Annotated in this window: 15 protein-coding genes; 8 read left to right on the top strand and 7 right to left on the bottom strand. The window is 59.5% G+C overall.

Annotation, left to right across the window (positions count from 1 at the left end; genetic code table 11):
• Positions 1–174 precede the first annotated feature (174 nt).
• The 5 genes from CKW16_RS07735 to CKW16_RS07715 all read left to right on the top strand — a co-directional run bounded on the left by CKW16_RS07735 (position 175) and on the right by CKW16_RS07715 (position 5,160).
• Positions 175–1,824, top strand: coding sequence for a phosphoethanolamine transferase (locus CKW16_RS07735; protein WP_095128133.1), 1,650 nt, complete (start codon positions 175–177; stop codon positions 1,822–1,824).
• 73 nt (positions 1,825–1,897) lie between these two features.
• Positions 1,898–2,560 carry a class I SAM-dependent methyltransferase gene (locus CKW16_RS07730; RefSeq protein WP_095127912.1) on the top strand — a complete coding sequence of 221 codons (663 nt, stop codon included), beginning with the start codon at positions 1,898–1,900 and terminating at the stop codon, positions 2,558–2,560.
• 123 nt (positions 2,561–2,683) lie between these two features.
• Positions 2,684–3,817, top strand: coding sequence for a ribonuclease D (rnd, locus tag CKW16_RS07725; protein ID WP_095127911.1), 1,134 nt, complete (start codon positions 2,684–2,686; stop codon positions 3,815–3,817).
• A complete protein-coding gene (locus CKW16_RS07720) occupies positions 3,814–4,107 on the top strand; it encodes a YcgL domain-containing protein (protein WP_007898694.1) in 294 nt (97 codons plus the stop codon). Before rnd ends, CKW16_RS07720 begins: the two co-directional genes overlap by 4 nt.
• A gap of 120 nt (positions 4,108–4,227) precedes the next feature.
• Positions 4,228–5,160, top strand: a complete 933-nt coding sequence (locus CKW16_RS07715) for a D-2-hydroxyacid dehydrogenase (protein WP_095127910.1) — start codon at positions 4,228–4,230, stop codon at positions 5,158–5,160.
• Between the two features lie 126 nt (positions 5,161–5,286).
• On the opposite strand, the gene CKW16_RS07710 is transcribed toward CKW16_RS07715, so the two are convergent.
• The gene (locus CKW16_RS07710) at positions 5,287–5,880 is read right to left on the bottom strand and encodes a nitroreductase family protein (RefSeq protein WP_095127909.1); all 594 of its coding nucleotides are present in this window, start codon (positions 5,878–5,880) and stop codon (positions 5,287–5,289) included.
• Positions 5,881–6,045: 165 nt separating this feature from the next.
• On the opposite strand from CKW16_RS07710, the gene CKW16_RS07705 reads away from it, so the two are divergent.
• Positions 6,046–6,495, top strand: coding sequence for a YcgN family cysteine cluster protein (locus tag CKW16_RS07705; RefSeq protein WP_095127908.1), 450 nt, complete (start codon positions 6,046–6,048; stop codon positions 6,493–6,495).
• Between the two features lie 36 nt (positions 6,496–6,531).
• On the top strand, positions 6,532–7,761 hold the full coding sequence (locus CKW16_RS07700) for a hypothetical protein (RefSeq protein WP_095127907.1): 1,230 nt from the start codon (positions 6,532–6,534) through the stop codon (positions 7,759–7,761).
• A gap of 145 nt (positions 7,762–7,906) precedes the next feature.
• Here the strand turns inward: CKW16_RS07700 and CKW16_RS07695 are convergent, their stop codons facing one another.
• From CKW16_RS07695 to CKW16_RS07680, 4 genes are all read right to left on the bottom strand, one after another.
• A complete protein-coding gene (locus CKW16_RS07695; protein ID WP_046046102.1) occupies positions 7,907–8,284 on the bottom strand; it encodes a DUF2892 domain-containing protein in 378 nt (125 codons plus the stop codon).
• 90 nt (positions 8,285–8,374) lie between these two features.
• The gene (locus CKW16_RS07690) at positions 8,375–8,845 is read right to left on the bottom strand and encodes an RNA methyltransferase (RefSeq protein WP_007944014.1); all 471 of its coding nucleotides are present in this window, start codon (positions 8,843–8,845) and stop codon (positions 8,375–8,377) included.
• Between the two features lie 207 nt (positions 8,846–9,052).
• Positions 9,053–9,427, bottom strand: coding sequence for a YajD family HNH nuclease (locus CKW16_RS07685; RefSeq protein ID WP_056742523.1), 375 nt, complete (start codon positions 9,425–9,427; stop codon positions 9,053–9,055).
• 49 nt (positions 9,428–9,476) lie between these two features.
• Complete coding sequence (locus CKW16_RS07680; RefSeq protein WP_007898703.1) at positions 9,477–10,163, bottom strand: spermidine synthase; 687 nt, start codon at positions 10,161–10,163, stop codon at positions 9,477–9,479.
• A gap of 98 nt (positions 10,164–10,261) precedes the next feature.
• On the opposite strand from CKW16_RS07680, the gene CKW16_RS07675 reads away from it, so the two are divergent.
• A complete protein-coding gene (locus CKW16_RS07675) occupies positions 10,262–10,552 on the top strand; it encodes a hypothetical protein (protein WP_095127906.1) in 291 nt (96 codons plus the stop codon).
• On the opposite strand, the gene CKW16_RS07670 is transcribed toward CKW16_RS07675, so the two are convergent.
• Both CKW16_RS07670 and CKW16_RS07660 read right to left on the bottom strand, forming a co-directional pair.
• The gene (locus tag CKW16_RS07670; protein ID WP_076031549.1) at positions 10,549–11,022 is read right to left on the bottom strand and encodes a cyclic nucleotide-binding domain-containing protein; all 474 of its coding nucleotides are present in this window, start codon (positions 11,020–11,022) and stop codon (positions 10,549–10,551) included. The genes CKW16_RS07675 and CKW16_RS07670 overlap by 4 nt on opposite strands.
• A gap of 217 nt (positions 11,023–11,239) precedes the next feature.
• A complete protein-coding gene (locus tag CKW16_RS07660; protein WP_095127904.1) occupies positions 11,240–13,294 on the bottom strand; it encodes a S9 family peptidase in 2,055 nt (684 codons plus the stop codon).
• Positions 13,295–13,472 lie beyond the last annotated feature (178 nt).

The raw sequence follows: 13,472 nt of genomic DNA, 5'->3' as shown, positions 1-13,472 counted from the left end.
ACCTGAACCATTCTCAAATAAGTTAAAAGTTTTGGCCTAGTGCCATGAGCCAACTAATCGTTGGCTTCTTTTTCACAAAAAATTGATGGTTGGCTGCCTAAAGTTAGTGCTGTCTCGGTAAATGAAATTTTCACATTTACCGAAGGCACTTCTTTTCAGGAACAGCCGATCATCATGTTGAAGATTAAAGCCGTGCGCCCCGAGTGGGTGACACTGATTGCCAGTGCCTTTCTATTAACGGGTTTCAATTTTGTTCTCTGGCAACACCTGTTTGAAATCACGGCATCGGACGGTAAAGGCATCGTCGTGCGCGTGGCTTTCGGGTTGATGATCCTGGCCGCCTTCAACATTGTGCTGACCTTGCTGGCTTTCCGGCCCGTGATGAAACCGGTCTTGACGCTGATCTTCATGGTCAGTGCTGGTGTGGCGTACTTCATGAGCCAATATGGTGTTTTGATTGATACCGGCATGTTGCGTAACTTTGCTCAAACCAATGCGACGGAAGTGCGTGACTTACTCTCGATCAAGTTGCTTGTTTATATTGTTTTGCTCGGTGTTTTGCCGTCCTGTTTGTTATGGAAGACGCCGGTTAGTTACCGTCGCTGGCACCGTGAACTACTCAGTAAAGTTCTCGTGAGTGTCGCATCAGCTGCTGTGATCGGTGGTGTCGCACTGGTTAACTATCAAGGCTTGTCCTCATTGTTTCGCAATCACCATGAGTTGCGCCTGATGGTGGTGCCGAGCAACTACATCGGCGCCTCGGCCGGCTATCTGCGTGAGCAGGTCGCGTCTGCGCGGCAACCCTTCGTCACGCTGGGCGAAGATGCCCAGCGAAATCCCGCCTGGCAAACCCACGGCCGCAAATCCCTGACCGTGCTGGTGGTGGGCGAAAGTGCCCGGGCCGAGAACTTCGGCATCCTGGGGTATGACCGTGACACCACACCCAAACTGGATAAAGAGGCTGGCCTGATCGCGTTCACCGACGTGCATTCCTGCGGGACGGAAACAGCGGTGTCGGTGCCGTGCATGTTCTCCGACATGGGCCGCAAGGATTACAACGCCAGCAAGGCAAAGAACCAGGAAGGCCTGCTGGATGTACTCAAACGCGCGGGTCTCGACGTGATCTGGCGCGATAACCAATCGGGCTGCAAAGGCACTTGCGATCGGGTCACCCTCGACGACGTCAGCAACCTGAAAGACCCGGTGCTGTGCGCCAATAGCGAATGCCGAGATGAAATCCTGCTGCAGGGTTTGCAGCACTTCATCGATACCCTGGATAAAGACACGGTACTGGTGTTGCACCAGATGGGCAGTCACGGTCCGGAATACTTCAAGCGTTACCCGAAAGAATACGAGCGCTTCACCCCGGTTTGTGAAAGTAACGCCCTGAACAATTGCAGTCGCGAAAGTATCGTCAATGGCTACGACAACACCCTGGTGTATACCGACCACGTGCTGTCCACCCTGATCGATCTGTTGCGCAACAATCAGGACAAAGTCGACACCGCGATGCTCTATCTGTCGGACCACGGCGAATCTCTGGGCGAGTACAACCTGTTCCTGCATGGCACGCCTTACATGCTGGCGCCGGAACAACAAAAGCATGTCGCGATGCTGGCCTGGTTTTCCGACAGCTATCAAAAGTCGTTCTCGGTGGATACCCATTGCCTGCAACTGAGTCGCGAAAAGCCCTTGAGCCAGGACAACCTGTTCCATTCGATGCTCGGTTTGCTGGAGGTCAATAGCAAGGTCTACCACCAGGACCTGGATATATTTGCCGGATGTCGCGGTGCGGTGATCGACGGCGTGTTGGCCAAAGAGTGAGTGCTTCAACCTTTTTTCACTCCCCGGCCGCTAACCTGCGGCCGGTAGAGCTTCCCCCCGAGAACCATTGCACATGTCCGCTCAACCCCTATCCGCCATCGAGCTTGAGATAGCCCGGCGCTACGATCAGGAACACGCCCGCGTCTGTCTTCAGCCGCGATCGCGTGGCTTGGCCGGGCGGTTGACGTTCTGGCGTGACGAGCAACTGGTGCGCAACGCGCTAAAGGCTGCTGGCGAGCCGGGCCTGGTTCTCGATTTGGCTTGCGGTGTCGGGCGCTTCTGGCCGGTACTGGCCGAGCATGCCAACCGGGTGATTCTCGCGGCCGATCCGTCGCAGGACATACTCGATCATGCCCGCACCCACCATCCGCAGCACCTGCTGAAACGGGTCAAGACCTTTCAGAGTTCAGCGTTCACCATCGGCTTGTCGGCGAATGCGGTTGACTGCATTTTTTGCATGCAGCTGTTTCAACACCTCGCCTGCCCCGAGCATCGTTTGGCCATGCTTAAGGAGTTCCATCGGGTCAGTCGCGATACGGTGATTGTGGCGGTACGGGTCGATGCTCATTTCAAAGGCCGGCACACGGATGCACAGGGCGTTCCGGCCCGACCGTTGGCCAGCAAGGCCGACGTGGAAGCCGAGTTCAAGCGCGCAGGTTTGCGCTTGCTCAGTCATCAGGACTTCCTGCCCGGCTGTGCGCGGATGCGCGTCTACGTACTGCGTAAGGCCAGTTAGTCTCCGCTTGTCAGACATTTCTTGCTGTTTGGCAGGCATTTTCGCTAAAGCTCTTGTTCAGTGGATGCGCGGAAAACGCCGGGGGCGATATATACTGCGCGCCATTCTTCAAGGGAGAGCCGTGTGGCCATCGATATTCACTGGATTCGCGACAACGATAGCCTCGGTCAGTTTTGCGCCGAGTGGCAGCAGCTGCCATACGTTGCCCTCGACACCGAATTCATGCGGGTCGACACCTTTTATCCGATTGCAGGCCTGCTGCAGATCGGCGATGGCGTACGCGCTTACCTGATTGACCCGCTGAGCATCGATAACTGGCAGCCGCTGGCCGCGTTGCTGGAAAACCCGGCCGTGGTCAAAGTCGTCCATGCGTGCAGCGAAGACCTCGAAGTCCTGCTGCGCCTGACCGGCAGCCTGCCGGCGCCGTTGTTCGACACTCAGTTGGCCGCCGCTTACCTGAACCTGGGTTTCTCCATGGGCTATTCGCGGCTGGTGCAGGAAGTGCTGGGCATCGACCTGCCCAAGGGCGAGACCCGTTCCGACTGGCTGCAACGTCCGCTTTCCGACACCCAAATCAGCTACGCCGCTGAAGATGCTTTGCACTTGGCGGAAGTTTTCGTACAGCTTCGTCCGAAGCTGTCTGACGACAAGTACGCCTGGGTCCTGGAAGACGGCGCCGAGCTGGTGGCCAACCTGCGCCGCGAAGTTGATCCGTATGAGGTCTATCGCGAAGCCAAGCTGGCCTGGAAGCTTTCCCGTGCCCAGCTCGCCGTGTTGCGTGAACTGTGCGCCTGGCGCGAGCGCGAGGCCCGCGCCCGTGATCTGCCGCGCAACCGCATCGTCCGTGAGCATTCGCTGTGGCCGCTGGCGCGGACTCAGCCGGACAACCTCGGCGCGCTAGCGAAAATCGAAGACATGCACCCACGTACCGTGCGTCAGGACGGCGAATTTCTGCTTGATCTGATCAAGCGCTCTGGCAGTGTGTCGCCTGATCAATGGCCGCCTGCGGTGCCGGAGCCGTTGCCGATGGACGCCGCCACGCTGATCAAACAGCTGCGTGCGATCGGCCAGGCCGAAGCCGAACGCCTGAACATTGCGCCAGAGCTGATGCTGCGCAAGAAAACCCTGGAAGCGCTGCTCAAGAGCGGCTATCCCAACGGTCCTTACCAATTGCCTGATTCGCTGCGTGGCTGGCGCCGCGAATTGATGGGCCAGGCGCTGCTCGACAGCCTGGCCACCGCCGGAGAACAGCCTTGAAACGTATTTGCTCCATTTATCGAAGCCTGAAGAAAAACGAGATGTACCTCTATGTGCTCAAAAGCGATGCACTGGAGCGCGTCCCGGAAAGTCTGATGGCCGCCTTCGGCAAACCGCATCACGCCTTCGACCTGGTGCTGACCCCCGAGCGCAAATTGTCGCGCGAGGACATCACCGTGGTGCTGGAAAACCTTGAGAAGCAGGGTTACCACTTGCAAATGCCGCCGGCCGAAGACGAGTACATCGAACACTTGCCGGAAGAATTGCTGCGCCGCAACGATCCCATGTGACCGGCAGACAGGCTCTGTTCAGAGCCTTTATGAAACACTGGAATGATTTTGGCGATGGCCAGGACGATGGAGCGATACTCCGTCGGCGGCCGTCTGCACTGTTTTTGAAAGGTTTGAACCATGCGCGTTCTGATTGCTGAACACGACCACCCGGTGTACGCCCAGCTGTTGCGTCAAGCAGCGCCCGACCTGGAAGTGCTGACCAGCGGCGACTCCGCCGAACTGGCCAGCCAGGCCGCTGATTGTCCGATCTGGCTCGGTCAGCCGGACCTGCTGGCGACCTTGCTGCGTCAGGGCCACGAGCCCCAATGGCTGCAATCGACCTGGGCGGGCATTACGCCGCTGCTGGCCGACGGCTTGCCTCGGCACTATCGCCTGACTCGGGCGGTGGGGATTTTCGGTCAGGTCATGGCCGAATACGTGCTGACTTACATGCTCGGCCACGAACGCGAAGTGCTGCCGCGACTGGTCAGCCAGGTCGAGCGCAAGTGGGACAGTCGGCATGGCCAAAGCCTGGCCGGGCGCAAAGTGTTGATCGTCGGCACCGGTGACATCGGCCAGACCGTGGCGCAGTTCCTTGTGCCGTTTGGCGTCGAGTTGTACGGCATCGCCAGCGAAGCCCGCGAGCAGGTGCCGTTTGTCGAAGTCGGGTCGCTGGCTGATCTGCCGCGTCTGGTCGGTGAAGTCGATTACGTGATCAATCTGCTGCCCAATACACCGAACACCCATGACCTGTACGACGCGGCGCTGTTCAAGCAGTTCAAGGCGACCGGGTTGTTCATCAACGTCGGGCGCGGCGTGGCAGTGGTCGATGCGGACTTGGTGGAAGCTTTGAAAGAGGGGCATCTGGCCGGCGCCGTGATCGACGTCTGCCGTCAGGAGCCGCTGCCGCAACGTCATCCGTTCTGGACCGCTTGGGGCCTGCTGCTGACCGGCCACAGCTCGGCACCGACCTCGCCATCGATGATGGTGAATCTGTTTGTCGAGAACCTGCGGGCGTATCAGGCAGGTGAGGCATTGCGCGGGGAAGTGGATTTCAATCGCGGGTATTGAAATCACCCTATGAACCTGTGGGAGCCGAGCTTGCTCGCGATGAGGCCATCACATTCAACATCATCGTTGACTGTGAGACGGCCATCGCGAGCAAGCTCGGCTCCTACAGTAGATCTTCGGTGTGGCTTAGAGGGTGAAGTCGCCTTCGGCGGCCAACTCGCTCAGCGGACGACGCGGGCTTGGCTCTTCACGTGCTTGCAGGTAGTCCGCCAGCGTCGCCTTGTCGCCCAGTTTGCCCACCGCTACCGCCGCGTGCAGCGCATAACCCTCAGGAATGTTCAGCTCCTTACGGGTCAGCTCCTGGTCAAAACCGGCCATGCCGTGGGTGTGCCAGCCGCTGATGCTCGCTTGCAGCGCCAGATGGCCCCAGGCCGAACCGGTGTCGAAGGTGTGCCACAACGCCGGGGTTTCTTCGGTGGCGCCAGGCACCGCGAAGGTGGTTTTCGAGATCACGATCACCAGTGCCGAGGCGTGTTGCGCCCAGCCGCGGTTGAACTCATTCAGCAGGCCCAGGAAACGCTCCCAGTTCGGCGTGTCGCGACGCGCATACAGAAACCGCCAAGGCTGCGAGTTGTAGGCCGATGGCGCCCAGCGTGCGGCTTCGAAGAAGCTCAGCAGGGTTTCTTCGGAGATCGCTTCGCCGGTGAAGGCGCGGGGCGACCAGCGGTCGGTGAACTGAGGGTGGATGGCATAGTCGGCAACGCGTGGATTGGCACTCATCAAGAGATTCCTTGCTACGTTCGAAGGTGAGGGGCGACGCAAAACCCTACTGGGCGGCGCAATAACTGACAAGCTCGTTCTACCGGCAGTCGCCAACGCTTGGCCCACAAGGGCCTTGGCACTAGACTGGCGGCCTTTTCACCACCTGATGTTGATGCTTGAGCCATGGCCGCCACAGTCGAACCGTTCTGGATACGCAAAACCCTCGATCAACTCGATCAAGAGGAATGGGAATCGCTGTGCGACGGCTGTGGCCTGTGCTGCCTGCAAAAGCTCGAAGATGAAGACGACAACAGCGTCTATTACACGCGTATCGCCTGCAAACTGCTGGACCTGAAAACCTGTCAGTGCACCGATTACCCGAACCGCCGCGATTTCGTCCCCGACTGCATCCAGCTCACACCGGGCAAGGCTGACGAATTCAAATGGTTGCCGCCGACCTGTGGCTATCGACTGGTCAGCGAAGGCAAGGACCTGCCGCTCTGGCATCACTTGGTGTGCGGTGATCGCGATGCGGTGCACCACGAACGTATTTCCCAGTCCGGGCGCATGCTCGCCGAAGGCAGCGTGGCCGAAGACGATTGGGAAGACCATCTGATTTTTCGGGCGGGTTAAACGCCAAGCGTATTAACGTTTCACGAAGGAGTGTGTATGGCTGTGGGATTGCGGCTGGCGTTGACTCTTGGACTATTAGTCCTGGGTTCGCCCGCGTGGGCAGCGAAGAAGGTTGATCTGGATTACCACGTGCGCCTGTTGCCGCAAAGCGATCAAGCTGAAGTGCGCCTGACTCTGGCTCAGGGTTCGGCGGTACGCAGTCTGGATTTCGACCTGGGCGATGGCAGTCACTACAGCGACTTCAAGGCCGACGGCCAATGGCAGCTCACGCCGGGCAAGCAGGCCCGTGGTATCTGGCGTCCGGCCGCCGACAAGGCCAGCCTGACCTACCGCGTACGCATCAGCCACGGACGCAAGAGCGGCAGCTTCGATACGCGCATGACCCCGACCTGGGCGCTGCTGCGCGGCGACGATCTGGTGCCGGCAGCCAAACTCGATCAGCAGGATGGCATCGAGCTGGTTTCACGCCTTGAATTCGAATTGCCCACCGGCTGGAAAAGCGTTGAAACCGCCTGGCCGCGTATCGGCAAGAACAAATTCCGGGTCGATAACGTTTCTCGCTTGTTCGACCGGCCCACGGGCTGGATGCTCGCCGGACACCTCGGCAGCCGTCGCACGCGGCTTGGGGAAACCGAAGTCACCGTCGCCTCGCCTCAGGGCCAGGGCATGCGCCGCATGGATGTGCTGACACTGCTGACTTTTGTCTGGCCGCAAGTGCAGGCGGTGTACCCCCGACATCCCGTCAAACTGCTGATCGTCGGCGCCAACGACCCGATGTGGCGCGGCAGCCTGGGCGCGCGCGAATCGATCTATCTGAACACGCGTCTGCCGCTGGTCAGCGAAAGCGGCAGCAGTGCGCTGGTGCGGGAGTTGGCGCAGGTGTTCGGACGGATCAACGACCAGCAGCGCAGTGACTGGATCAGCGAAGGGTTTGCCGAGTATTACGCCATCGAGCTGGTGCGCCGCGCTGGCGGCATGAGCGATGAGCGGTATGAGAGTTTGCAGAAGAAGTTGGCCAAGGACAGCCAGAACGTCACGACCTTGCGCGCCGAGCAGGTCAGCCCGGCGCAGGTGTCGAAAGCGGTCGTGTTATTGCAGGAACTGGATCGCGAGATTCGCCTGAAGACCCGCAACAAGCGTTCGCTGGATGAAGTGTTGCGCGGGGCGATGCATCTGGAGAGCGTGGATACCAAGGAATTTGTTCAGCTCGCCGAAAGCATCATCGGTGAATCTTCCCAAGTCCTCGATACCGGGTTGCTTCAGTAATACCGCCTTCGCGAGCAAGTCGAATCGTCGCACCGCCGCTCCCACATTAGATCTCTGTCGTACACATAACCAGTGTCCACTGACGATCAAATGTGGGAGCGGGCTTGCTCGCGAAGAGGCCCTAAGCCTCATCGAATTTCCTGGATCAAACCCCGGTTTTAGGCGACTTCAACGAATCATTACCGGTCACCGTAGCGGTATTGGTCGCCGCTTCAGCATTCGCCTTCAACCGGTTCAACTCTTCCCCCGCCCGCTGAATCTTCGCCCTTACGTTGTTCATGTCCTGACGGCTTTTCTCCAGCAGGCTTTTCGCCGAACTGTGCCCGGTAATGCCACGCGCCAGGGCCACACCGCCGATCGCCACTTGAATCAACCCGAACACCCCACCGCGACGCAGGCCCTTGCCGACCATCACCACGCCGCCGGCCAGGGAACCGATGCGTTCCCAACCCTGCACGTTCTGCTCAGTGTGAGTCTGGAACGGGGTGGATTCGATGCGTTCTACGCGTTTGAGTTCGCTCATGATCTGTCTCCTGGCTGGAATGGCTTTCAAGAATAGATAATTAAGCTGACTGCCGAGGCGGGCGGCTTGTTCCATCGGATGTGCGGTGAATCAGCGAAATTTCGCCCCGGAGCGGGTGTTGAGTCCCTTGGACATGCGGTCGTAGAGCACGACGTTGACGGTGGCCGCCAGGTTCATGCAACCGGTGGTCGGGATGTAGACCACGTCTTCGCACCAGTCACGAATCTCTTTATCCAGCGAACCGTCTTCCGGGCCGAAGATGTACAGCGCGCGGTCCGGGTGTGTGTATTCCGGCAGCGAACGGGCGCCGTCCACCAGTTCCACAGCAACCGGCACGCAGCCCAGCGGCAGGATTTTTTTCAGGTCGTCGATGCCGATCAGCGGAATGTCGTAGTGAACGCGCTTGGTGTCGGTGACGAAGTCGGCGGCGCGTTCATAACGCTTGCCGGTGTAGAACACGGACGCCACGCCATAGCAGCCAGCGGCGCGCATCACCGAACCGACGTTCTCCGGTGATTTGGGGTTATACAAACCAATGCAGCTGTACCGTTTATCTGCCACGAGCGGGTGCCTTCGGGGAAAAAACGGCGATTATACGGGGATTGGGGGAGGGGTGTTCGGTTTGAGATTGGTGGTGTTTGGTCGGCCGTCTTCGCGAGCAAGCCCGCTCCCACATTCGATCTCAGGTGAACACACTACTGGCGTACGCCACAGATCAATGTGGGAGCGGGCTTGCTCGCGAAGGGGCCGGTCGAGGCGCTGAAGATATTACTCGTCTTTCTTCATCAGGCCGGCCAACGCGGCAAACGGGTTATGCGTGGCCTTGGCGATTTTCGGCGAGCTCAGCGAGCCTTCACCGAAATACTGTTGATCGGTGTACCGCGAGTGTTCGTTGTCGTGGCAATACAGGCACAACAATTCCCAGTTCGAGCCGTCCTGAGGGTTGTTGTCGTGGTTGTGGTCGCGGTGGTGCACGGTCAGTTCGCTCAGGCGCTTGCCGGAAAACTCACGGGCGCAGCGGCCGCACACGTGCGGGTACATTTTCAGGGCCTTGTCGCGGTAACCCATTTCCTTGTCGCGCTGGTTATCGGCAAGGATGCGATCCAGTTTCGACGTGTTGGTTGGAGGTGTTGACGAACTCATGGGTTCACCTTTGTAAAAAGACTAATGACGGTATTAATCGCAGTTTAGCTCAGCCCTTGAGCTTCTCGGCAATCCAGATGGTGTGGCGGGTACCTTTGTTGCCGTGGGCGAAGACCTGGACTTCCTCGGCCTTGAAGCCGGCTTTCTTCAGTTTGTCGGAAAACTGTCGGTCAGCGCTCGCGGACCAGACGGCCAGCACGCCTTTGGGCCGCAGGGCCTTGGCGCAGGCACTCAGGCCGCCAGCGGAGTAGAGCCAGCTGTTGGCCTTCTGGGTCAGGCCTTCGGGGCCGTTGTCGACGTCGAGCATGATTGCGTCGAAACCTTGCGGCTCGGCTTGCAGGACTTTGGCCACGTCTTCCATGCGAATGACGGTGCGCGGGTCCAGCAGCGGGTTCCCGGCTTTCTCGCCCAGCGGCCCACGGTTCCACTCCACCACGCCCGGCACCAGTTCGGCGACCACTACTTCAGCGGTCTTGCCCAGATGCTTGAGGGCCGAGGCGAGGGTGAAGCCCATGCCCAGGCCGCCGATCAGCACGCGCGAATTTGGCCGGCCGGCCACTTTACGGCACGGGATCTCCGCCAGAGCGTCTTCCGAGCCGTGCATGCGGGTGTTCATCAGTTGCCCGCCGTCGCCACCCTGGATCTTGATGACGAAATCCTCGCCGTATTCGAACAGGCACAAGGCACCGCCATTTTCAGGAATTGGAGTGGTGTCGAGCAGAACGAAACGTTTCATGGGGCTCACTTGAGGAGAAATTGGCATAAGAGGAGGAAGGCAAACACGCGCAGTTGGGAGTAGCCTGCAAAAAGACAACAAGGCCAACGGAGCCATTGATGAAGCGCACCATTCTAACGGTCATTGCCTTGGCCGCGCTCTCGATAACTGCAGTGCAGGCCCAGCAGTTGCAAACCATTCCGACCAGCCCTGCGCCGCTGCCCGGTTCGCCCGGCACCGCGACCCCGGCGCCGTACCCGAAAATTACCCCGACCACCTTGCCCAAGGCCGGAACTGGCAGTGGCGGCCCACCGCTGGTGCCGATCGAGATGCCCAGTCCTCCGACCAAGGATCAACCGTTGCCGGGCCTTGAGCCAAACAGCACGAAGATTAAGTCGCCCGGCGGTTAAACCTGCTGCGAGAGCAGTTGCCCATCGGCCATGCGCAAGCGTTTGGAGAGGGAGACGGCGAGGGCGCGGATGATTTTGGCGGCGATTTTCGGCGCATCGTTGAGCATCTTTTCCAGCGAGTCCTTGCCCAGATTGAGTAACTGGCAATTGCTCGCGGCCACGCAACTGGCCGAGCGGCGTTCGCCGTCGAGTACGGCCATTTCGCCGAACGCCCGACCGCTGCGCAACGTTGCCATGGTCACCAGGTGCCCGTCGCTGTTGGTTTTCTGCACCGCCACCTGGCCGGTGTGGATGATGCACATGAAGCTGCCGGCATCACCCTCATGGAAAATCTCTTCGCCCTGAGCAATGGTGCTGATGCTGAAGTAGCCCGAGGCCGTGGCGAAGTCCGCCGGCAGCAATTGATCGAACAGGCCACAGTCCATCAGCCAGTCGCGAATTTCGTTGTTCAGTAAGGTCGGTTCTGACATGTCGTCACGGTCTTTTTCTTGTGTCTGTTGCTGTTCCGGTTTTTTGGGTCAATCACAAATCCCTTGTGGGAGCGGGCTTGCTCGCGAAGGCGGTGTGTCAGACAACATTGATGTTGAATGTGATGGCCTCTTCGCGAGCAAGCCCGCTCCCACAGGGTGTATGTGTCGTACCGGGCCCGGTGTTCGGTGTTAAGACCGACACGCCGGGCCAAGTTCCTCAGGCGATGCCCAAAACCTTGAAAACAAATGCGTATTCGAGTGCTACGTCACGTAATCCCTGATAACGACCGCTCATCCCGCCATGCCCGGCACCCAATTCGGTCTTGAGCAGCAGAGGATTGGTGTCGGTTTTGGTCGCGCGTAATTTCGCCACCCACTTGGCCGCTTCCCAGTACTGCACGCGACTGTCGTTGTAGCCGGCGATCACCAGGGTCGCCGGATAGGCTTGCGCGGTGACGTTTTCGTACGGGGCATAGGCCTTGATCCGATCATAGACGTCCGGTTCTTCAGGATTGCCCCACTCGTCGTATTCGGTGACGGTCAACGGCAGATCCGGGTCGAGCATGGTGTTCAGCACGTCGACGAACGGCACTTCGGCAATCGCAGCAGCAAACAACTCCGGTCGCTGATTGAGCACCGCGCCGATCAACAGACCACCGGCGCTGCCGCCGCTGATCGCCAGTTGCTGTGAAGTAGTGAAGCCATTGGCGATCAGGTGTTCGGCGCAGGCGATGAAGTCACTGAAGGTGTTGTGTTTGTGTTCCTGCTTGCCAGCGCGATACCAGGCCTCGCCCAGTTCACCGCCGCCACGCACGTGAGCGATGGCGAACGCCACGCCACGATCCAGCAGACTCAAACGAGCGTGGGAGAACCACGGGTCGAGGCTTTCACCATAGGCGCCATAACCGTACAGATAAAGCGGCGTCGGCTTACCGAGGGCTTCGCGTTTGACGACGAGGCTGATCGGCACTTTCGTACCGTCCGGTGCCGTCGCCCACAGGCGCTGACTGACGTAGGCATCGGCGTCGAACGGGCCGAGCACCGGGGTTTCCTTGAGGACTTTCTGCTCGCCGCTGCCCAATACCAGTTGGCGGATTTGCGCCGGACGGTTCAGCGCTTCGTAGCGCAGACGGATCCTGTCGCTGACGAATTCCAGGCTGTTCTGCACGTGCAGGCTGTAGGCCGCATCCGGCAATTGCACGCGGTAGCTCGGCAGGTCTTGCGGATGAACTTCGATGATCGGCAATCCACCCTCACGCAGGCTCAGGGTCATGGCTCCGGCATTCAGGCTCATGCCTTCGATCATCACCGTGTCGCTGTGCGGGATCAGGTTCTGCCAGTCGGCCTCGGTCGGCGCCACGCCGGTGTCTACGGCGTGGTACAGGGCAAAGTTGATGCCGTCGCGATTGGTGCGAATGAACCAGGTCCATTGACCGTCGAGCGCGCCGTGGTCGACGTCGTACTCATGGTCTTCAACCCTCGGTGCGATGCAGGTAAACGCCTGCTGCGGCTGGAACGCGTCGAGTACCCAGACTTCGCTGGTGGTTTTGCTGCCCAGGGACAGCAGCAATTGCTGCTCGGAACTGGAGCGATAGCAATGCATGAAGAATCGACCGTCCGGCTCATGGAACACTTCTTCAGCCGCCGTACCGTCCAGCCGATAGCGGAACAGTTTGTGCGGGCGATGGGTGTCGTCCAGCTCACCGAAGAACAGCGTCAGGCTGTCATTGGCCCAGGTCATGCTGCCGTCGCAATCCTGGAATTCCAGTTCACTGACACGGCCGTTGGATAATTCCTTCACGAACAGCGTGAAAATCTCATCGCCCGTGGCGTCGATGCTGTAGGCCAGACGCTGGTGGTCCGGGCTGATGCTGAAGGCGCCCAGGGAAAAGAAGCCACCTTTGGCCAGTTCATTTGGGTCCAGCAGCAGCTGTTCCTGGCTTTCGTCGAGTTGCAGGCTGTCATCGGCAGGGCGCGGGCAGCGGTAGTGACGGGCATATTCATCACCGGCCGTGGTGCGCGTGTAATACAGGTAAGGGCCCCAAGGGGAGGGCAAGGACAGGTCGGTTTCGAGAATCCGGGCCTTGATCTCTTCGAACAGGGTTTCACGCAACCCGGCCTGATCGGCGGTTTGCGCCTCTTGGTAGCGGTTTTCCGCTTTCAGGTAGTCGAGCACCGCGTCGGTGTCGCGCTCCTGCAGCCAGGCATACGGGTCGTCGCCTTCGGCCTTGCGGGCAATGGGAGCGTCGGAAACGTTGACGGAAAGGGGCATGAAGGACTCTCGAGCAATGTACAGAATAAGGGCTTCGCAACTTGTGGGAGCGGGCTTGCTCGCGAAGAGGCCAGCACGTTCAACATCTCGGTTGACTGACCCACCGCTTTCGCGAGCAAGCCCGCTCCCACAGGGGTTGCGCTTTACAGACTGGTATTGGGGCAGCCTGACGTGCGAA

Origin of the sequence: Pseudomonas sp. Irchel s3h14 (genome assembly GCF_900187425.1) — a bacterium.
Classification (GTDB): Bacteria; Pseudomonadota; Gammaproteobacteria; order Pseudomonadales; family Pseudomonadaceae; genus Aquipseudomonas.
Note: the sequence above shows the minus strand (reverse complement) of the source record. Positions and strands in the feature narration are given on the sequence as shown.

What these genes read in the sequence shown, in the direction of transcription:
- CKW16_RS07675 (WP_095127906.1), top strand. Translation starts at nt 10,262, where the DNA reads ATGAAGCGCACCATTCTAACGGTCATTGCCTTGGCCGCGCTCTCGATA.
- CKW16_RS07700 (WP_095127907.1), top strand. Translation starts at nt 6,532, where the DNA reads ATGGCTGTGGGATTGCGGCTGGCGTTGACTCTTGGACTATTAGTCCTG.
- CKW16_RS07730 (WP_095127912.1), top strand. Translation starts at nt 1,898, where the DNA reads ATGTCCGCTCAACCCCTATCCGCCATCGAGCTTGAGATAGCCCGGCGC.
- CKW16_RS07680 (WP_007898703.1), bottom strand. Translation starts at nt 10,163, where the DNA reads ATGAAACGTTTCGTTCTGCTCGACACCACTCCAATTCCTGAAAATGGC.
- CKW16_RS07670 (WP_076031549.1), bottom strand. Translation starts at nt 11,022, where the DNA reads ATGTCAGAACCGACCTTACTGAACAACGAAATTCGCGACTGGCTGATG.
- CKW16_RS07660 (WP_095127904.1), bottom strand. Translation starts at nt 13,294, where the DNA reads ATGCCCCTTTCCGTCAACGTTTCCGACGCTCCCATTGCCCGCAAGGCC.
- CKW16_RS07685 (WP_056742523.1), bottom strand. Translation starts at nt 9,427, where the DNA reads ATGAGTTCGTCAACACCTCCAACCAACACGTCGAAACTGGATCGCATC.
- CKW16_RS07735 (WP_095128133.1), top strand. Translation starts at nt 175, where the DNA reads ATGTTGAAGATTAAAGCCGTGCGCCCCGAGTGGGTGACACTGATTGCC.
- CKW16_RS07715 (WP_095127910.1), top strand. Translation starts at nt 4,228, where the DNA reads ATGCGCGTTCTGATTGCTGAACACGACCACCCGGTGTACGCCCAGCTG.
- CKW16_RS07710 (WP_095127909.1), bottom strand. Translation starts at nt 5,880, where the DNA reads ATGAGTGCCAATCCACGCGTTGCCGACTATGCCATCCACCCTCAGTTC.
- CKW16_RS07705 (WP_095127908.1), top strand. Translation starts at nt 6,046, where the DNA reads ATGGCCGCCACAGTCGAACCGTTCTGGATACGCAAAACCCTCGATCAA.
- CKW16_RS07695 (WP_046046102.1), bottom strand. Translation starts at nt 8,284, where the DNA reads ATGAGCGAACTCAAACGCGTAGAACGCATCGAATCCACCCCGTTCCAG.